Annotated in this window: 16 protein-coding genes; 15 read left to right on the forward strand and 1 reads right to left on the reverse strand. The window is 71.9% G+C overall.

The genetic code is table 11. The annotated features are described in order from the left end of the window. The first annotated feature begins 201 nt into the window (after positions 1 to 201). The 14 genes from pyrR (at position 202) to IE308_RS30975 (ending at position 16,795) form a co-directional block, all read left to right on the forward strand. Positions 202 to 774, forward strand: a complete 573-nt coding sequence (pyrR, locus tag IE308_RS30910; protein ID WP_190220421.1) for a bifunctional pyr operon transcriptional regulator/uracil phosphoribosyltransferase PyrR — start codon at positions 202 to 204, stop codon at positions 772 to 774. Positions 775 to 864: 90 nt separating this feature from the next. Continuing rightward, entirely contained in the window at positions 865 to 1,851 is a 987-nt protein-coding gene (locus IE308_RS30915) for an aspartate carbamoyltransferase catalytic subunit (RefSeq protein ID WP_110626896.1), read from the forward strand. Positions 1,852 to 1,855: 4 nt separating this feature from the next. Beyond that, entirely contained in the window at positions 1,856 to 3,142 is a 1,287-nt protein-coding gene (locus IE308_RS30920) for a dihydroorotase (RefSeq protein WP_190220422.1), read from the forward strand. Then, entirely contained in the window at positions 3,139 to 3,705 is a 567-nt protein-coding gene (locus IE308_RS30925) for a PH-like domain-containing protein (protein ID WP_190220423.1), read from the forward strand. The genes IE308_RS30920 and IE308_RS30925 overlap by 4 nt, the downstream gene beginning before the upstream one ends. Further along, the gene (carA, locus tag IE308_RS30930; RefSeq protein ID WP_110626893.1) at positions 3,702 to 4,844 is read left to right on the forward strand and encodes a glutamine-hydrolyzing carbamoyl-phosphate synthase small subunit; all 1,143 of its coding nucleotides are present in this window, start codon (positions 3,702 to 3,704) and stop codon (positions 4,842 to 4,844) included. The genes IE308_RS30925 and carA overlap by 4 nt, the downstream gene beginning before the upstream one ends. Continuing rightward, a complete protein-coding gene (carB, locus tag IE308_RS30935) occupies positions 4,837 to 8,145 on the forward strand; it encodes a carbamoyl-phosphate synthase large subunit (RefSeq protein WP_190220424.1) in 3,309 nt (1,102 codons plus the stop codon). Before carA ends, carB begins: the two co-directional genes overlap by 8 nt. Positions 8,146 to 8,218: 73 nt before the next feature. Then, positions 8,219 to 9,328 carry a quinone-dependent dihydroorotate dehydrogenase gene (locus tag IE308_RS30940; protein WP_190220425.1) on the forward strand — a complete coding sequence of 370 codons (1,110 nt, stop codon included), beginning with the start codon at positions 8,219 to 8,221 and terminating at the stop codon, positions 9,326 to 9,328. Then, positions 9,325 to 10,170 (forward strand): orotidine-5'-phosphate decarboxylase, encoded by an 846-nt coding sequence (gene pyrF, locus IE308_RS30945; RefSeq protein ID WP_190220426.1) that lies wholly within the window; start codon positions 9,325 to 9,327, stop codon positions 10,168 to 10,170. The genes IE308_RS30940 and pyrF overlap by 4 nt, the downstream gene beginning before the upstream one ends. Positions 10,171 to 10,469: 299 nt before the next feature. Further along, positions 10,470 to 10,793, forward strand: coding sequence for an integration host factor (locus tag IE308_RS30950; protein WP_003977346.1), 324 nt, complete (start codon positions 10,470 to 10,472; stop codon positions 10,791 to 10,793). Between the two features lie 21 nt (positions 10,794 to 10,814). Then, positions 10,815 to 11,423 (forward strand): guanylate kinase, encoded by a 609-nt coding sequence (gmk, locus tag IE308_RS30955; RefSeq protein ID WP_494518371.1) that lies wholly within the window; start codon positions 10,815 to 10,817, stop codon positions 11,421 to 11,423. A 68-nt stretch (positions 11,424 to 11,491) separates the two neighbouring features. Then, positions 11,492 to 11,764, forward strand: coding sequence for a DNA-directed RNA polymerase subunit omega (rpoZ, locus tag IE308_RS30960; RefSeq protein ID WP_003988945.1), 273 nt, complete (start codon positions 11,492 to 11,494; stop codon positions 11,762 to 11,764). Positions 11,765 to 11,866: 102 nt separating this feature from the next. Then, entirely contained in the window at positions 11,867 to 13,069 is a 1,203-nt protein-coding gene (gene coaBC / locus IE308_RS30965; RefSeq protein WP_190220427.1) for a bifunctional phosphopantothenoylcysteine decarboxylase/phosphopantothenate--cysteine ligase CoaBC, read from the forward strand. 238 nt (positions 13,070 to 13,307) lie between these two features. Beyond that, on the forward strand, positions 13,308 to 14,516 hold the full coding sequence (metK, locus tag IE308_RS30970) for a methionine adenosyltransferase (protein WP_190220428.1): 1,209 nt from the start codon (positions 13,308 to 13,310) through the stop codon (positions 14,514 to 14,516). Positions 14,517 to 14,638: 122 nt separating this feature from the next. Then, a complete protein-coding gene (locus tag IE308_RS30975; protein WP_190220429.1) occupies positions 14,639 to 16,795 on the forward strand; it encodes a primosomal protein N' in 2,157 nt (718 codons plus the stop codon). Between the two features lie 94 nt (positions 16,796 to 16,889). On the opposite strand, the gene IE308_RS30980 is transcribed toward IE308_RS30975, so the two are convergent. Beyond that, on the reverse strand, positions 16,890 to 17,432 hold the full coding sequence (locus tag IE308_RS30980; protein ID WP_110626885.1) for a hypothetical protein: 543 nt from the start codon (positions 17,430 to 17,432) through the stop codon (positions 16,890 to 16,892). Positions 17,433 to 17,727: 295 nt separating this feature from the next. Here IE308_RS30980 and fmt point away from each other — a divergent pair, with 295 nt between their 5' ends. Then, the gene (fmt, locus tag IE308_RS30985; RefSeq protein WP_190220430.1) at positions 17,728 to 18,660 is read left to right on the forward strand and encodes a methionyl-tRNA formyltransferase; all 933 of its coding nucleotides are present in this window, start codon (positions 17,728 to 17,730) and stop codon (positions 18,658 to 18,660) included. Positions 18,661 to 18,693: the final 33 nt, after the last annotated feature.

Here is an 18,693-nt window from a genome sequence, read left to right on the forward strand (position 1 = left end):
GCAGCGTGATTCTCCTGCGTCAAGCCGAATGGTCCACACCGACTCTTCCGTGGTATCGCCGCCCGATTGCGCCAGTGGAGTGAATCGACGCCCCTCAGGGGGGTGATCCGGGGGTGTCGCTGCCACCTGCTACCGTGGATGGCGCAATCCCGACGTCCTTTAAGGTCCGTCCCGTGAGGCGGAGAAGGAGGTCCGTTTCGTATGGACAAGCAGCAGCAGGACGCGCAAGCGTCCGACGCCCGGCCCGTTCTCGAAGGCCCCGACATCGCGCGGGTCATGACCCGCATCGCCCACGAGATCGTCGAGCGCGCCAAGGGCGCCGACGACGTGGTGCTCCTCGGCATTCCGACCCGAGGCGTCTTCCTCGCCCAGCGGCTCGCCGTCAAGCTGGAGCAGATCACCGAGCGCAAGGTCCCCTGCGGCTCGCTCGACATCACCATGTACCGCGACGACCTGCGCATGCACCCGCCGCGCGCGCTGGCCCGCACCGAGATCCCCGGTGACGGCATCGACGGCAAGCTGGTCGTCCTCGTCGACGACGTGCTCTTCTCCGGCCGCACCATCCGCGCCGCCCTCGACGCCCTGAACGACATCGGGCGCCCCCGCGCGGTGCAGCTCGCGGTCCTCGTCGACCGCGGTCACCGCGAACTGCCGATCCGCGCCGACTACGTCGGCAAGAACCTCCCCACGTCGCTGCGGGAGACGGTCAAGGTCCAGCTCGCCGAGGAGGACGGTCGCGACACCGTGCTGCTCGGCGCCAAGGCCGACCAGTAGCAACCCGGGCCAGGGCCTGCTTCGGCATGCCCGCCGTGCACCGGTTTGCCCTCATCCTCCCGTCTTGAACTGCCTTACGGAGCCTGACAGATGCAGCGTCATCTCATCTCGGCCGCCGACCTCACCCGCGACGACGCCGTCCTGATCCTCGACACCGCCGAGGAGATGGCCCGGGTCGCGGACCGGCCGATCAAGAAGCTGCCGACCCTGCGCGGCCGCACGATCGTCAACCTCTTCTTCGAGGACTCCACCCGCACCCGGATCTCCTTCGAGGCCGCCGAGAAGCGCCTCTCCGCGGACGTCATCAACTTCTCCGCCAAGGGCTCCAGCGTGTCCAAGGGCGAGTCCCTGAAGGACACCGCCCAGACCCTGGAGGCCATGGGCGTCGACGCCGTCGTCATCCGGCACGGCGCCTCCGGAGCGCCGTACCGCCTGGCGAACTCCGGCTGGATCGACGCCGCCGTCATCAACGCCGGCGACGGCACCCACCAGCACCCCACCCAGGCCCTGCTGGACGCCTTCACCATGCGCCGCCGGCTCGTCGGCCGGGACGCCGGACTCGGCCAGGACCTCGCCGGCAAGCGGATCACCATCGTCGGCGACGTCCTGCACAGCCGGGTCGCCCGCTCCAACGTCGACCTGCTGCACACCCTCGGCGCCGAGGTCACCCTGGTCGCGCCGCCCACCCTGCTGCCGGTCGGCATCGAGACCTGGCCCTGCGAGGTCTCCTACGACCTGGACTCCACGCTCCCCAAGTGCGACGCGGTGATGATGCTGCGCGTCCAGCGCGAGCGGATGAACGCCGCCTTCTTCCCCACCGAGCGCGAGTACTCCCGCCGCTACGGCCTCGACGGCGACCGCATGGCCAAGCTGCCCGAGCACGCCATCGTGATGCACCCCGGCCCGATGGTCCGCGGCATGGAGATCACCGCCGAGGTCGCCGACTCCGGCCGCTGCACCGCGATCGAGCAGGTCGCCAACGGCGTGTCCATCCGGATGGCCGTCCTCTACCTGCTGCTCGGGGGCAACGAGCCCGCCGTCACCCACACCCGCCCCACCGGTTCCGAGGAGAAGTAACCCCATGAGCAAGATCCTGATCCGTGGTGCGAAGGTGCTCGGCGGGGCGCTCCAGGACGTCCTGATCGACGGCGAGACGATCGCCGAGGTCGGTACCGGACTGTCCGCCGAGGGCGCCGAGGTCGTCGAGGCCGACGGCAAGGTCCTGCTCCCCGGCCTGGTCGACCTGCACACCCACCTGCGCGAGCCCGGCCGCGAGGACTCCGAGACCGTCCTCACCGGCACGCGCGCGGCGGCGAGCGGCGGCTACACCTCCGTGTTCGCCATGGCCAACACCTTCCCGGTCGCCGACACCGCCGGTGTCGTCGAGCAGGTGTGGCGGCTCGGCAAGGAGCACGGCTACTGCGACGTGCAGCCCATCGGCGCCGTCACCGTCGGCCTGGACGGGCAGAAGCTCGCCGAACTGGGCGCCATGCACGAGTCCGCGGCCGGCGTCACCGTCTTCTCCGACGACGGCAAGTGCGTCCACGACGCCGTGATCATGCGCCGCGCCCTGGAGTACGTGAAGGCCTTCGACGGTGTCGTCGCCCAGCACGCGCAGGAGCCCCGGCTCACCGAGGGCGCCCAGATGAACGAGGGCGTCGTCTCCGCCGAGCTGGGCCTGGGCGGCTGGCCGGCCGTCGCCGAGGAGTCGATCATCGCGCGGGACGTGCTGCTCGCCGACCACGTCGGCTCCCGCGTCCACATCTGCCACCTGTCGACCGCCGGCAGCGTCGAGATCGTCCGCTGGGCCAAGTCCCGCGGCATCCAGGTCACCGCCGAGGTCACCCCGCACCACCTGCTGCTCACCGACGAGCTGGTGCGCACCTACAACCCGGTCTACAAGGTCAACCCGCCGCTGCGCACCGAGCGTGACGTCATGGCGCTGCGCGAGGCCCTCGCCGACGGCACGATCGACATCGTCGCCACCGACCACGCCCCGCACCCGCACGAGGACAAGGACTGCGAGTGGGCCGCGGCCGCCATGGGCATGGTCGGCCTGGAGACCGCGCTGTCAGTGGTCCAGGAGACCATGGTCGACACGGGCCTGCTGGACTGGGCCGGCGTCGCCGACCGCATGTCCTTCAAGCCCGCGCAGATCGGACAGGCCACCGGGCACGGCCGTCCCGTCTCGGCAGGTGAGCCCGCCAACCTCACCCTCGTCGATGCGGCATACCGTGGCCAGGTGGACCCCGCGGGCTTCGCCTCGCGCAGCCGCAACACCCCCTATGAGGGACGTGAGCTGCCGGGCCGTGTGACGCACACGTGGCTGCGGGGCAAGGCCACGCTCGTCGACGGGAAGCTCACGTGACACCTCTGCAGCTGACGTACCTCGCCGCCGGACAGAAATCGGCGGAGGTCACCGACTGGGCCGCCCGCATCGGCTGGGTGATCGGCATCCTCCTCTTCGTCGCGCTCGTCTACTGGCTGATGCGCGAGGGCTGGAAGTGGCGCGGCACCCTGCAGAGCGACCTGCCGGAGCTGCCCACCGCGCCGGAGTCGCCCGGCGCGGCGAGACTGACCATGAGCGGCCGCTACCACGGCTCCACCACCGCCGGGCAGTGGCTGGACCGCATCGTGGCCCACGGTCTCGGCACCCGCAGCCGCGCCGAGCTCACCCTGACGGACGCGGGCCTGGACGTCGTACGCCCCGGGGCGGCCGACTTCTTCGTCCCCGCCGACGCGCTGCGCGGCGCCCGGCTCGACAAGGGCATCGCCGGCAAGGTCCTCACCGAGGGCGGACTGCTGGTGGTGACCTGGGCACACGGCGACAGACTGATCGACTCCGGTTTCCGCTCCGACCACGCGGCCGAGCACACCGAGTGGGTCGACACCCTGAACGAAATGATCAACAAGACGGAAGGCGCACGATGACGACCTCCACAAGGGGAGCTGCCAGGGTTCCCGCCGTACTCGTCCTGGAGGACGGCCGGGTCTTCCGCGGCCGTGCCTACGGGGCCGTGGGGGAGACCTTCGGCGAGGCCGTGTTCTCCACCGGCATGACCGGCTACCAGGAGACCCTCACCGACCCGTCGTACGACCGCCAGATCGTCGTCGCGACCGCCCCGCAGATCGGCAACACCGGCTGGAACGACGAGGACGACGAGTCGAGGCGGATCTGGGTCTCCGGCTACGTCGTGCGCGACCCCGCGCGCGTGCCGTCCAACTGGCGCGCCACCCGCTCCCTGGACGAGGAGCTGGTCAACCAGGGCGTCGTCGGCATCTCCGGCATCGACACCCGCGCCCTCACCCGCCACCTGCGCGAGCGCGGCTCGATGCGGGCCGGGATCTTCTCCGGCGAGGCCATCGCCCCCGAGGCCGAGCTGGTCGAGCGCGTGCAGGCCCAGCCCCACATGAAGGGCGCGAGCCTGTACGAGGAGGTCGCCACCCAGGAGGCCTACGTCGTCCCGGCGATCGGCGAGAAGAAGTTCACCGTCGCCGCGATCGACCTCGGCATCAAGGGCATGACCCCGCACCGCATGGCCGAGCGCGGCATCGAGGTGCACGTCCTGCCGGCCACCGCCACGGCCGACGACGTGTACGCCGTGAACCCGGACGGCGTGTTCTTCTCCAACGGCCCCGGCGACCCCGCCACCGCCGACGGCCCCGTCGCCCTGATGCAGGCCGTCCTGGAGCGCAGGACGCCGCTCTTCGGCATCTGCTTCGGCAACCAGATCCTCGGCCGCGCCCTCGGCTTCGGCACCTACAAGCTGAAGTACGGCCACCGGGGCATCAACCAGCCGGTCCAGGACCGCACCACCGGCAAGGTCGAGGTCACCGCGCACAACCACGGCTTCGCCGTGGACGCGCCGCTCGACAAGGTCAGCGAGACGCCCTTCGGCCGCGCCGAGGTCTCGCACGTCTGCCTGAACGACAACGTCGTGGAGGGGCTGCAGCTGCTCGACCAGCCGGCCTTCTCCGTCCAGTACCACCCCGAAGCGGCAGCGGGCCCGCACGACGCCGCCTACCTGTTCGACCGCTTCGTTTCCCTGATGGAGGGCCAGCGTGCCTAAGCGCACCGATATCCAGTCCGTCCTGGTCATCGGCTCCGGCCCGATCGTCATCGGCCAGGCCGCCGAGTTCGACTACTCCGGCACCCAGGCGTGCCGCGTGCTGAAGGCCGAGGGCCTTCGGGTGATCCTCGTCAACTCCAACCCGGCGACGATCATGACCGACCCGGAGATCGCCGACGCCACCTACGTCGAGCCGATCACCCCGGAGTTCGTCGAGAAGATCATCGCCAAGGAGCGCCCCGACGCCCTTCTGCCCACCCTGGGTGGCCAGACCGCCCTGAACACGGCGATCTCGCTGCACGAGAACGGCGTCCTGGAGAAGTACGGCGTCGAGCTGATCGGCGCCAAGCCCGAGGCCATTCACAAGGGCGAGGACCGCGACCAGTTCAAGATGGTCGTGGAGGAGGTCCGCAAGAAGATCGGGCACGGCGAGTCCGCCCGCTCGGTCATCTGCCACTCCATGGACGACGTCCTCAAGGGCGTCGAGACGCTCGGCGGCTACCCGGTCGTCGTGCGTCCCTCCTTCACCATGGGTGGCGCCGGCTCCGGCTTCGCCCATGACGAGGAGGAGCTGCGCCGCATCGCCGGCCAGGGCCTCACGCTCTCCCCGACCACCGAGGTGCTCCTGGAGGAGTCCATCCTCGGCTGGAAGGAGTACGAGCTGGAGCTGATGCGCGACAAGCACGACAACGTCGTGGTCGTCTGCTCCATCGAGAACTTCGACCCGATGGGCGTGCACACCGGTGACTCCATCACCGTCGCCCCGGCGATGACCCTCACCGACCGCGAGTACCAGATCCTGCGGGACATCGGCATCGCCGTCATCCGCGAGGTCGGCGTCGACACCGGCGGCTGCAACATCCAGTTCGCGGTGAACCCCGAGGACGGCCGCGTGATCGTCATCGAGATGAACCCGCGTGTCTCCCGGTCCTCGGCGCTCGCCTCCAAGGCCACCGGCTTCCCGATCGCGAAGATCGCCGCCAAGCTGGCCGTGGGCTACACGCTGGACGAGATCCCCAACGACATCACCGCCGAGACCCCGGCCTCCTTCGAGCCGACCCTCGACTACGTGGTCGTCAAGGCGCCGCGCTTCGCCTTCGAGAAGTTCCCGCAGGCCGACTCCACGCTGACCACCACCATGAAGTCGGTCGGCGAGGCCATGGCCATCGGCCGCAACTTCCCCGAGGCCTTCCAGAAGGCGCTGCGCTCGCTGGAGAAGAAGGGCAGCCAGTTCGCCTTCACCGGCGACCCCGGCGACAAGGACGAGCTGCTGCGCGAGGCCGTGCGCCCGACCGACGGCCGGATCAACACGGTCATGCAGGCCATCCGTGCCGGCGCCACCCCCGAGGAGGTCTTCGAGTACACGAAGATCGACCCCTGGTTCGTCGACCAGCTCTTCCTGATCAAGGAGATCGCCGACGAGCTGGCCGAGGCCCCGGAGCTGACCGCCGACCTGCTCGCCGAGGCCAAGCGGCACGGCTTCTCCGACCAGCAGATCGCCGAGATCCGCGGCCTGCGCGAGGACGTCGTCCGCGAGGTGCGGCACGCCCTCGGCATCCGCCCGGTCTACAAGACGGTCGACACCTGCGCCGCCGAGTTCGCCGCGAAGACGCCGTACTTCTACTCCTCCTACGACGAGGAGACCGAGGTCGCGCAGCGCGAGAAGCCCGCGGTGATCATCCTGGGCTCCGGCCCGAACCGCATCGGCCAGGGCATCGAGTTCGACTACTCCTGTGTCCACGCCTCCTTCGCGCTCAGCGACGCGGGCTACGAGACGGTGATGGTCAACTGCAACCCGGAGACCGTCTCCACCGACTACGACACCTCCGACCGCCTGTACTTCGAGCCGCTGACGCTCGAGGACGTGCTGGAGATCGTGCACGCGGAGTCCCTCGCCGGCCCGATCGCCGGTGTCGTCGTCCAGCTGGGCGGCCAGACCCCGCTGGGTCTCGCGCAGGCCCTGAAGGACAACGGCGTGCCGATCGTCGGCACCTCGCCCGAGGCCATCCACGCCGCCGAGGACCGCGGCGCCTTCGGCCGGGTGCTGAAGGAGGCCGGCCTGCCGGCCCCCAAGCACGGCACCGCCACCACCTTCGAGGAGGCCAAGGCGATCGCCGACGAGATCGGCTACCCGGTCCTCGTCCGCCCCTCGTACGTGCTGGGCGGCCGCGGCATGGAGATCGTCTACGACGAGACCCGCCTCGCCTCCTACATCGCGGAGTCCACCGAGATCAGCCCCACCCGCCCGGTGCTGGTCGACCGGTTCCTCGACGACGCCATCGAGATCGACGTCGACGCCCTCTACGACGGCGAGGAGCTGTACCTCGGCGGTGTGATGGAGCACATCGAGGAGGCCGGCATCCACTCCGGCGACTCCGCCTGCGCGCTGCCCCCGATCACCCTGGGCGGCTTCGACATCAAGCGGCTGCGCGCCTCCACCGAGGCGATCGCCCGCGGCGTCGGCGTGCGCGGCCTGATCAACATCCAGTTCGCGATGGCCGGGGACATCCTCTACGTCCTGGAGGCCAACCCGCGTGCCTCCCGCACCGTCCCCTTCACCTCGAAGGCGACCGCGGTGCCGCTGGCCAAGGCCGCCGCGCGCATCTCGCTCGGCGCGACCATCGCCGAACTGCGCGAGGAGGGCCTGCTGCCGCGGACCGGCGACGGCGGCGAGCTGCCGCTGGACGCGCCGATCTCCGTCAAGGAGGCCGTGATGCCCTGGAGCCGCTTCCGGGACACCTCCGGCCGCGGCGTGGACACCGTCCTCGGCCCGGAGATGCGCTCCACCGGCGAGGTCATGGGCATCGACTCGGTCTTCGGCACGGCGTACGCCAAGTCGCAGGCCGGCGCCTACGGCCCGCTGCCCACCAAGGGACGGGCGTTCATCTCGGTCGCCAACCGCGACAAGCGCTCGATGATCTTCCCGGCCCGCGAGCTGGTCGCGCACGGCTTCGAGCTGCTGGCCACCTCCGGCACCGCCGAGGTCCTCAAGCGCAACGGCATCAACGCCACCGTCGTGCGCAAGCAGTCCGAGGGCCCCGGCCCGAACGGCGAGAAGACCATCGTCCAGCTCATCCACGACGGCGAGGTCGACCTCATCGTCAACACCCCGTACGGCACCGGCGGCCGCCTCGACGGCTACGAGATCCGTACGGCGGCCGTGGCGCGCTCCGTGCCCTGCCTGACGACGGTCCAGGCGCTGGCCGCCGCCGTCCAGGGCATCGACGCCCTCAACCACGGCGACGTGGGCGTGCGCTCGCTCCAGGAACACGCCGAGCACCTGACCGCGGCCCGCGACTAGCAGCCGACGAGGGGGACACCGGAAACGGTGTCCCCCTCTTCATGAGGACACGGACACCCGAGGACTTCCCGCGATGTACAAGCTCTTCTTCCGCCTGGTCTTCCGGCGGATGGACCCCGAGCAGGCCCACCACCTGGCCTTCCGGTGGATCCGCCTGGCGGCCCGCATCCCGGTGCTGCGCACCTTCGCCGCCGCCGTGCTCGCCCCCCGCTACCGGGAACTGCGCACCGAGGCCCTGGGCCTGCGCATGCACGGCCCCTTCGGTCTGGCCGCCGGCTTCGACAAGAACGCCGTCGCCGTCGACGGTATGTCGATGCTGGGCTTCGACCACGTCGAGATCGGCACGGTCACCGGGGAGGCCCAGCCCGGCAACCCCAAGAAGCGGCTCTTCCGCCTGGTCGAGGACCGGGCGCTGATCAACCGCATGGGCTTCAACAACGAGGGCTCGCTGGCCGTCGCCGCCCGCCTCGCCTCCCGCAACCCCGTCTTCCGCACGGTCGTCGGCGTCAACATCGGCAAGACCAAGGTCGTCCCCGAGGGCGAGGCGGTCCTCGACTACGTGAAGTCGGCCGAGCGGCTCGCGCCGTACGCCGACTACCTCGTGGTGAACGTGTCGTCGCCGAACACGCCCGGCCTGCGCAACCTCCAGGCCGTCGACCACCTGCGGCCGCTGCTCACCGCCGTGCGCGAGGCCGCCGACCGCACCGTGACCACGCGACGCGTCCCGCTGCTGGTGAAGATCGCGCCGGACCTCGCCGACGAGGACGTGGACGCCGTCGCCGACCTGGCCGTGGAGCTGGGCCTGGACGGCATCATCGCCACCAACACCACCATCGCCCGCGAGGGGCTGGGCCTGCGCTCGCGCGCCGACCTCGTCAAGGAGACCGGCGGGCTGTCCGGCGCGCCCCTGAAGGAGCGCTCGCTGGAGGTCCTGCGCCGCCTGTACGCGCGCGTGGGCGACCGGATCACCCTGGTGGGCGTGGGCGGCATCGAGAACGCCGAGGACGCCTGGCAGCGCATCCTGGCCGGTGCCACGCTCGTCCAGGGCTACAGCGCCTTCATCTACGAGGGCCCCTTCTGGATGCGCGCCGTCCACAAGGGACTCGCCGCGCGCCTGCGCACCAGCCCGTACGCCACGCTCGCCGACGCCGTCGGCGCCGATGTGAGGAGCAAGGCAGCATGAGCCCCTACGAGCCCTTCGGAGCCCGTCTGCGCCGCGCGATGCACGAGCGGGGCCCGCTGTGCGTCGGCATCGACCCGCACGCCTCGCTGCTCGCCGAGTGGGGCCTGAACGACGACGTGGCCGGTCTGGAGCGGTTCAGCCGCACCGTCGTCGAGGCGGTCGCCGGGCGGGTCGCCGTCGTGAAGCCGCAGAGTGCCTTCTTCGAGCGGTTCGGCTCGCGCGGCGTCGCCGTCCTGGAGAAGTCGGTCGAGGAGGCCCGGGCGGCCGGCACGCTGGTCGTCATGGACGCCAAGCGCGGCGACATCGGCTCCACCATGGCCGCGTACGCCGAGGCCTTCCTGCACAAGGACTCCCCGCTCTTCTCGGACGCGCTCACCGTCTCCCCGTACCTCGGGTACGGCTCGCTGAGCCCGGCCGTCGCGCTGGCCCGCGAGACCGGCGCGGGGCTGTTCGTGCTGGCCCTGACCTCCAACCCGGAGGGCGGCGAGGTGCAGCACGCCGTGCGCGCCGACGGCCGCACCGTGGGGGCGACCGTGCTGGCCCACCTCGCGGCCGAGAACGCGGGTCAGGAGCCGCTGGGCTCCTTCGGCGCGGTCGTGGGCGCCACGCTGGGCGACCTGTCCTCCTACGACCTCGACATCAACGGCCCGCTGCTGGCTCCCGGCATCGGCGCGCAGGGGGCGACCCCGGCCGATCTGCCGCGCGTCTTCGGTGCCGCGGCGCGCAACGTCGTGCCGAACGTCAGCCGTGGGGTGCTGCGCCACGGTCCCGACGTCGTCGCGCTGCGTGACGCCGCGGACCGTTTCGCGGACGAGATCCGGGCGGCTCTGGCGGCCGGCTGAGGCGTGCCGGGCGGCCGTCCGCGGCGTCCGACGCGTCCACCAGGCACGTTCGGGGACGCATCCGAGCCGACTTGAGCCTGGATACATCCTCAAATCCAGGGCAGTATGTCCTAAATGTCCGGCCTGACGGAGGCTGACCAGGACTTTTCCGCTGTTCTCGCTGACTCTGGCGGACTTGACCGCTAGTCTCCGACGTGTGTGAGCGGGCGAGCGTGTTGCTCGTCCCTCCCCAGGTGTGGGGCGTACTAGGTTCCTCACCGGTCCGTATCCGACAGTTCGACATCCGAGGTGACGTAGGCGTGGCTCTTCCGCCCCTTACCCCCGAACAGCGCGCAGCCGCGCTCGAAAAGGCCGCCGCGGCTCGCCGGGAGCGGGCCGAGGTCAAGAATCGACTCAAGCACTCCGGCGCCTCCCTGCACGAGGTCATCAAGCAGGGCCAGGAGAACGACGTCATCGGCAAGATGAAGGTCTCCGCCCTGCTCGAGTCCCTTCCGGGCGTGGGCAAGGTCCGCGCCAAGCAGATCATGGAGCGACTCGGCATCTCCGAGAGCCGTCGTGTGCGCGGCCTCGGTTCCAACCAGATCGCCTCCCTGGAGCGCGAGTTCGGCAGTACCGGTTCCTGATCGCGGCTCCCGCCCCGGGCACTGCCGGGAAGGGAGTCCCGGGCACTCCGGGATTGCTGGAATAATCGCTGCATGAGTGAACGTCCGCGGCTGACCGTGCTCTCCGGCCCCTCGGGGGTCGGCAAGAGCACGGTCGTCGCCCATATGCGCAAGGAACACCCCGAGGTCTGGCTCTCGGTCTCGGCGACGACCCGCAAGCCCCGCCCCGGTGAGCAGCACGGAGTCCACTACTTCTTCGTCACCGACGAGGAGATGGACAAGCTGATCGCCAACGGCGAGCTGCTGGAGTGGGCCGAGTTCGCCGGCAACCGCTACGGCACGCCGCGCGCGGCCGTGCTGGAGCGGCTGGAGGCGGGTGAGCCCGTCCTGCTGGAGATCGACCTCCAGGGGGCCCGGCAGGTCCGCGAGTCCATGCCGGAGGCCCAGCTGCTGTTCCTGGCTCCGCCCTCCTGGGAGGAGCTGGTGCGCAGGCTCACCGGCCGGGGGACCGAGTCGCCCGAGGTCATCGAGCGTCGCCTGGAGGCGGCCAAGACCGAACTGGCGGCGGAGCCGGAGTTCGACCGGACCCTGGTGAACACCTCCGTCGAGGACGTGGCGCGCGAGCTGCTAGCCTTGATGGACGTTGTGTGATCAAAACTGGTCACCCTGACAGTACCGATCACCCTGACTGTTCTTTCCCATCCATCGGAAGGTAGAGCGTGTCCTCTTCCATCTCCGCGCCCGAGGGCATCATCAACCCGCCGATCGACGAGCTCCTCGAGGCCACCGACTCGAAGTACAGCCTCGTGATCTACGCGGCCAAGCGTGCCCGCCAGATCAACGCGTACTACTCGCAGCTCGGCGAGGGTCTCCTCGAGTACGTCGGTCCGCTCGTGGACACCCACGTGCACGAGAAGCCGCTCTCGATCGCCCTGCGCGAGATCAACGCGGGACTGCTGACGTCCGAGGCCGTCGAGGGCCCGGCGCAGTAATACGATCAGCTCGCAGTTGCTTTTTCCACAGGCCCGGCAGACCTGCTGCCGGGCCTGTGGTGTGTCATGGATGTCGTACGGTTCCGAGCCCGGGGAGAGACGGTGGACAAGCCGAAGGTCGTGCTGGGGGTCAGCGGTGGCATCGCCGCGTACAAGGCGTGCGAGCTGCTCAGAAGGCTGACGGAGTCGGGACACGACGTGCGCGTCGTCCCCACCGCCTCCGCGCTGCACTTCGTGGGCGCCGCCACCTGGTCGGCGCTGTCCGGAAACCCCGTCTCCACCGAGGTCTGGGACGCCGTGCACGAGGTCCCGCACGTCCGCATCGGCCAGCACGCCGACCTCGTGGTCGTCGCACCCGCCACGGCCGACATGCTGGCCAAGGCGGCCCACGGCCTCGCCGACGACCTGCTGACCAACACCCTGCTCACCGCCCGATGTCCGGTGGTCTTCGCCCCCGCCATGCACACCGAGATGTGGGAGCACCCCGCCACCCAGGAGAACGTGGCGACGCTGCGCCGCCGGGGCGCCGTGGTCATCGAGCCCGCCGTCGGCCGCCTCACCGGCGTGGACACCGGCAAGGGCCGGCTGCCGGACCCAGCCGAGATCTTCGAGATCTGCCGCCGCGTCCTCGCCCGGGGCGTCCGCGAGCCCGACCTGGCCGGGCGGCACGTGGTCGTCAGCGCCGGCGGCACCCGCGAGCCCCTCGACCCGGTCCGCTTCCTCGGCAACCGCTCCTCCGGCAAGCAGGGCTACGCCCTCGCCCGCACCGCCGCCGCCCGCGGCGCCCGCGTCACCCTGGTCGCCGCCAACACCCACCTGCCCGACCCGGCCGGCGTCGACGTCGTGCCGGTCGGCACGGCCGTGCAGATGCGCGAGGCCGTGCTGAAGGCCGCCGCGGACGCCGACGCGGTGGTCATGGCCGCGGCCGTGGCCGATTTCCGCCCCTCGGAGTACGCCGCAGGCAAGATCAAGAAGAAGGACGGCCAGGAGCCGGAGCCCCTGGTCCTGGTGCGGAATCCGGACATTCTCGCGGAGATCTCGGCCGACCGGGCGCGCGCCGGACAGGTGATCGTCGGCTTCGCCGCCGAGACCGACGACGTCCTCGCCAACGGCCGTGCCAAGCTCGCCCGCAAGGGCTGTGACCTGCTCGTGGTGAACGAGGTGGGGGAACGCAAGACCTTCGGATCCGAGGAGAACGAGGCCGTCGTCCTCGGCGCCGACGGCAGCGAGACCCCCGTCCCGTACGGCCCGAAGGAAGCGCTGGCCGAAACGGTGTGGGACCTGGTGGCCGATCGGATGAGCTGAATGTTTCATTCAGCTCAAGAATCGCTGACGCCCCGTACATTGGCCCGTGGCGGCCCTGTTCAAGGCCGCCCGGCATTGGGCAGAATGCCCGTGCCGCAGGTCACAGCCCTCCCGAGAGGCGAGACAGGGGGGTCGGTGAGCTGACGCGACCGATAAACTGTTCTCGGACGACGCCGGGTGCAGCCCCCGTCCGTCCACCCATGATCAGCCAGCAGCCGCTGCAACCCCAGGGAGCGTTGTGTCCCGTCGCCTGTTCACCTCGGAGTCCGTGACCGAGGGTCACCCCGACAAGATCGCTGACCAGATCAGCGACACCATTCTCGACGCGCTTCTGCGCGAGGACCCGACCTCCCGGGTCGCCGTCGAGACGCTGATCACCACCGGCCTGGTCCACGTGGCCGGAGAGGTCACGACCAAGGCCTACGCGGACATCGCGACCCTCGTCCGCAGCAAGATCCTGGAGATCGGCTACGACTCCTCCAAGAAGGGCTTCGACGGCGCCTCCTGCGGCGTGTCCGTCTCCATCGGCGCCCAGTCCCCGGACATCGCGCAGGGCGTGGACGCCGCGTACGAGGCCCGGGTCGAGGGCGACGACGACGAGCTGGACAAGCAGGGCGCGGGCGACCAGGGCCTGATGTTCGGCTACGCCACCGACGAGACGCCGACCCTCATGCCGCTGCCGATCTTCCTGGCGCACCGCCTGTCGAAGCGCCTGTCCGAGGTCCGCAAGAACGGCACCATCCCCTACCTGCGCCCCGACGGCAAGACGCAGGTCACCATCGAGTACGACGGCGACAAGGCGGTCCGCCTGGACACCGTCGTCGTCTCCTCGCAGCACGCGAGCGACATCGACCTGGAGTCGCTGCTCGCCCCCGACATCCGCGAGTTCGTCGTGGAGCCGGAGCTGAAGGCGCTCCTCGACGACGGCATCAAGCTGGACACCGAGGGCTACCGGCTGCTGGTGAACCCCACCGGCCGCTTCGAGATCGGCGGTCCGATGGGTGACGCGGGCCTGACCGGCCGCAAGATCATCATCGACACGTACGGCGGCATGGCCCGCCACGGCGGCGGTGCCTTCTCCGGCAAGGACCCGTCCAAGGTGGACCGCTCGGCGGCGTACGCGATGCGCTGGGTCGCCAAGAACGTCGTCGCCGCGGGCCTCGCCTCCCGCTGCGAGGTGCAGGTCGCGTACGCGATCGGCAAGGCCGAGCCCGTCGGCCTGTTCGTGGAGACCTTCGGCACCGCGAAGATCGACCACGAGAAGATCGAGAAGGCCATCGACGAGGTCTTCGACCTGCGTCCGGCCGCGATCATCCGCGACCTGGACCTGCTGCGCCCGATCTACGCGCAGACGGCCGCCTACGGCCACTTCGGCCGTGAGCTGCCCGACTTCACCTGGGAGCGCACCGACCGCGTGGACGCCCTGCGCAAGGCCGCCGGCCTGTAAGCCCGGCCCGCCCGGCTCTCCGAGGCCCGGTCCCCTGAGGGGCCGGGCCTTCGCGCGTCTGGGAGCGACCACCCAGCGCCGCGCATGCGGCGCTGTCAGTGGCGTTTGGTAAGAATGCAAGCGTGAGCAGCGAGAACGGAAGCGGCAGCGGTGGCGGCGAGGGCGCCCCGCCGGAGCAGCTCGCGCTCATCCGGGACAGTGTCCGCAAGGCCAAGGTGCCGCGGGCCAAGCCGCGGACCTGGCGGGGCGCCGCGCTCGCGCCCCACCTGCCCGTCGCCCGGGTCCTCGTCGACAAGGGCGTGCTGCACCTCGACCGGTACTTCGACTACGCCGTCCCCGCGGAACTGGACGCCGACGCCCAGCCGGGCGTCCGGGTGCGGGTGCGGTTCGGGGCCGGACGGCACCGGGTGCGCGACGGGCGCCGCGAGGGCGGCGGGCTGATCGACGGGTTCCTCGTGGAGCGGCTCGCCGAGTCCGACTACAGCGGGCCGCTCGCCGCGCTCGCCCAGGTCGTCTCGCCCGAACCCGTCCTCGGCCCGGAGCTGCTGGGCCTCGCCCGGTCCGTCGCCGACCGGTACGCGGGCAGCCTCGCCGACGTGCTCCAGCTCGCCGTACCCCCGCGCAACGCGCGCGCCGAGCAGCAGCCCTCGCCCGCGCCGCTGCCCCCGCCGCAGCCTCCGGCCCCCGGATCGTGGGCGCGGTACGAGCGGGGAGCCGCGTTCCTGGAGGCGCTGGCCTCGGGGGCCGCGCCGCGCGCCGTGTGGAACGCGCTGCCCGGGCCGCAGTGGAGCGAGGAGATCGCCCGGGCCGTCGCCGCGACGCTCGCCTCCGGGCGCGGAGCCCTCGTCGTCGTACCCGACGGGCGCGCCGTCAGCCGCGTCGACGCCGCCCTGACCGCCCTGCTCGGGGACGGGCGGCACGCCGTGCTCACCGCCGACGCCGGCCCCGAGAAGCGCTACCGGGAGTGGCTGGCCGTGCGGCGCGGCTCGGTGCGGGCCGTGGTCGGCACCCGGGCCGCCATGTTCGCGCCCGTGCAGGACCTCGGACTGGTCGCCCTCTGGGACGACGGCGACGACAGCCACAGCGAACCGCACGCCCCGCAGCCGCACGCCCGGGAGGTGCTGCTGCTGCGCGCGGCCCAGGACCGGTGCGGCTTCCTGCTGGGCGGCTGGAGCTGCACCGTGGAGGCCGCCCAACTCGTCGAGAGCGGCTGGGCACGGCCGATCGTCGCCACGCGGGAGGAGGTGCGGACCGCCGCGCCCCTCGTGCGGACCGTGGGGGACGGCGACCTCGCCCGCGACGAGGCCGCCCGCGCCGCACGGCTGCCCACCCTCGCCTGGCAGGTGGCCCGCGAGGGTCTCCGGCACGGCCCGGTGCTCGTCCAGGTGCCCCGGCGCGGGTACGTGCCCCGGATGGCCTGCGCCCAGTGCCGCGAACCCGCCCGCTGCCGGCACTGCTCCGGACCGCTGGAGGGACGGGACGGCGGCGCCCTGCGGTGCGGCTGGTGCGGACGCGAGGAGAGCGCCTGGCACTGCCCCGAGTGCGGCTCCTTCCGGCTGCGCGCCCAGGTGGTCGGAGCGCGGCGTACGGCGGAGGAGCTGGGGCGGGCCTTTCCCGCCGTACCAGTGCGGACGTCCGGGCGCGAGCATGTGCTGGACACCGTGCCGGGGGCACCGGCCCTGGTGGTGAGCACCCCGGGCGCCGAACCCGTCGCCGAGGGCGGCTACGCGGCCGCGCTGCTGCTGGACGGCTGGGCCATGCTCGGACGCCCCGACCTGCGGGCGGGGGAGGACGCGCTGCGCCGGTGGATCGCCGCCGCGGCGCTCGTCCGGCCGCAGTCGGCCGGCGGGACCGTGGCCGTCGTCGCCGAGGCGACGGCACGGCCCGTGCAGGCCCTGGTGCGATGGGATCCCGTCGGGCACGCGGTGCGCGAGCTGGGCGAGCGGGCCGAGCTGGGCTTTCCGCCCGTGTCGAGGATGGCGGCCGTCTCGGCGCCGCCGGAGGCGCTCGCGGAGTTCCTGCGGTCCGTCGAGCTGCCGCCGGAGGCCGAGGTGCTGGGGCCCGTCCCGCTCCCGGTCACGGCACCCGGGCGGCCCCGGCGCACGGGCGCGCCGCCGCCCGGCGAGCAGTGGGATCGGGCGCTCGTACGCGTCCCGCCCGGGCGGGGCGCCGCGCTGGCCGCCGCGCTGAAGGCGGCCCAGGCGGCGCGGATGGCGCGGGGCGGGGGGAACGGCGGGGAGCCGGTGTGGGTGCGGATCGATCCGCCGGACATCGGCTGATCCCGGCTCACTGCGCCGGACACGCGTCCGGCCTGCACCGGCATGCGACTGCCCTCCCGGATCGGCTGGGCCGGGAGGGCAGGGTGACGGCGCGTCAGCCGTTGCGCGGGCCGGGGAACGCCGTGGGGCGCACCTCGTCGCGCAGTGCGGGGCTGCCCGCCGTCGGCTGGGTCGGCATCGACCGCGCGGCCGGGACCGTGGGGACGGCGGTGATGCCGGTGCCCACGTTGACCGTGCGGGTGCCGGACGGCTCCTGGGTCCGCTCGGCCTCGGCGGCGGCCTGCGCGGCGGCGCGCCGGGAGCCGTAACGACGGTGGACGGCCTGCTTGGTGACGCCGAGTGCGGAACCGACCGCGTCCCACGAGAAGCCGAGCGAGCGGTCGAAGTCGACCGCGGCCGTCACCAGGGTCTCGACGCTGTCCCGGAGTTCCTGGGCGAGACGGACGGTCGGGGCGGGGGCGCGTCCGTAGACGACGAAGCCCGTGGAGGGACCGGAGCGGCGCGGGCGGTAGACGTTGCCCAGCTGAGCGGTGAGCGTGCGCAGGGCGTCCACCTGCCGGCGGACCCGCTCGATGTCCCGCACCAGCAAGTGCAGGCTGGCCCGGGCCTGGGCGTCGTGGGATGCATGGTCGGCCATGAACAAGCCTCTCGAACCGGCGTTGAAGAGAAAAGGGTCAACTCTTTCTTGACCAACGCGGGATCGCTCCGCGGGTCACGCAGAGGGGGCGTGTGGGCATATGCAGGGCGCCCCCTGAAGCCCGGCTCGCCTTCGGCTTCGCCCCTTTGTCTCCCACCCGCGCACCACCCGTTTCCAGTTGGCCGGGAGGTGGACGTCGCCAGTGCCGCGCCATCGCCGTCGGCGGCTTTCCGTTCGTGGTCATAGACTTGTGCGCTGCCCGTTCGATATCCCCGCCGAGAGGTCCGTGCCGCTCATGAAGCTCGTCTTCGCCGGGACCCCCGAGGTCGCCGTACCCGCTCTGGACGCTCTGATCGCCTCCGGGCGGCACGAGGTGGCCGCCGTCGTGACGCGGCCCGACGCGCCGGCCGGGCGGGGGCGCAGGCTGGTCGCCTCGCCCGTGGCCGAGCGGGCCGAGGAGGCCGGGATCGAGGTGCTCAAGCCGGCCAAGCCGCGCGACCCGGAGTTCCTGGAGCGGCTGAGGGAGATCGCGCCCGACTGCTGCCCCGTCGTCGCCTACGGCGCCCTGCTGCCGCGCGTCGCCCTCGACATCCCCGCCCACGGCTGGGTCAACCTGCACTTCTCGCTGCTGCCCGCCTGGCGCGGCGCGGCGCCCGTGCAGCACGCCATCATGGCGGGCGACCAGATCACCGGCGCCTCCACCTTCCTCATCGAGGAGGGCCTGGACTCCGGGCCCGTCTACGGGACGGTGACGGAGGAGGTCCGGCCCACCGACACGAGCGGCGATCTGCTGACCCGGCTGGCCTTCGCGGGGAGCGGGCTGCTCGTGGCGACCATGGACGGCATCGAGGACGGGGCCCTCAAGGCCGTGCCGCAGCCCGCCGACGGCGTCTCCCTCGCGCCGAAGATCACCGTCGAGGACGCCCGCGTCGACTGGGCCGCCCCGGCGCTGCGCGTCGACCGCGTCGTGCGCGGCTGCACCCCCGCCCCCGGCGCCTGGACCACCTTCCGCGGCGAGCGGCTCAAGCTCGTCCAGGTCGCCCCGCGCCCCGAGCGCACCGACCTCGCCCCGGGCGCCCTGGAGGTCGGCAAGAACAGCGTCCACGTCGGCACCGGCTCGCACGCCGTGGAGCTGCTGTGGGTGCAGGCCCAGGGCAAGAAGCCGATGAAGGCCGCCGACTGGGCGCGCGGGGTGCGCATCGGCGCGGGGGAGACCCTCGGCGGGTAGCGGGCCGGCGCGGGGTGCGACGTAGGCTTGGGG

This window comes from Streptomyces griseosporeus, assembly GCF_014656055.1.
Classification (GTDB): domain Bacteria; phylum Actinomycetota; class Actinomycetes; order Streptomycetales; family Streptomycetaceae; genus Streptomyces; species Streptomyces griseosporeus.

Excerpts from the sequence above, each read along its gene's own strand:
- pyrR (WP_190220421.1), top strand. The coding sequence starts at position 202 with ATGGACAAGCAGCAGCAGGACGCGCAAGCGTCCGACGCCCGGCCCGTT.
- IE308_RS30915 (WP_110626896.1), top strand. The coding sequence starts at position 865 with ATGCAGCGTCATCTCATCTCGGCCGCCGACCTCACCCGCGACGACGCC.
- IE308_RS30920 (WP_190220422.1), top strand. The coding sequence starts at position 1,856 with ATGAGCAAGATCCTGATCCGTGGTGCGAAGGTGCTCGGCGGGGCGCTC.
- carA (WP_110626893.1), top strand. The coding sequence starts at position 3,702 with ATGACGACCTCCACAAGGGGAGCTGCCAGGGTTCCCGCCGTACTCGTC.
- IE308_RS30940 (WP_190220425.1), top strand. The coding sequence starts at position 8,219 with ATGTACAAGCTCTTCTTCCGCCTGGTCTTCCGGCGGATGGACCCCGAG.
- pyrF (WP_190220426.1), top strand. The coding sequence starts at position 9,325 with ATGAGCCCCTACGAGCCCTTCGGAGCCCGTCTGCGCCGCGCGATGCAC.
- IE308_RS30980 (WP_110626885.1), bottom strand. The coding sequence starts at position 17,432 with ATGGCCGACCATGCATCCCACGACGCCCAGGCCCGGGCCAGCCTGCAC.
- fmt (WP_190220430.1), top strand. The coding sequence starts at position 17,728 with ATGAAGCTCGTCTTCGCCGGGACCCCCGAGGTCGCCGTACCCGCTCTG.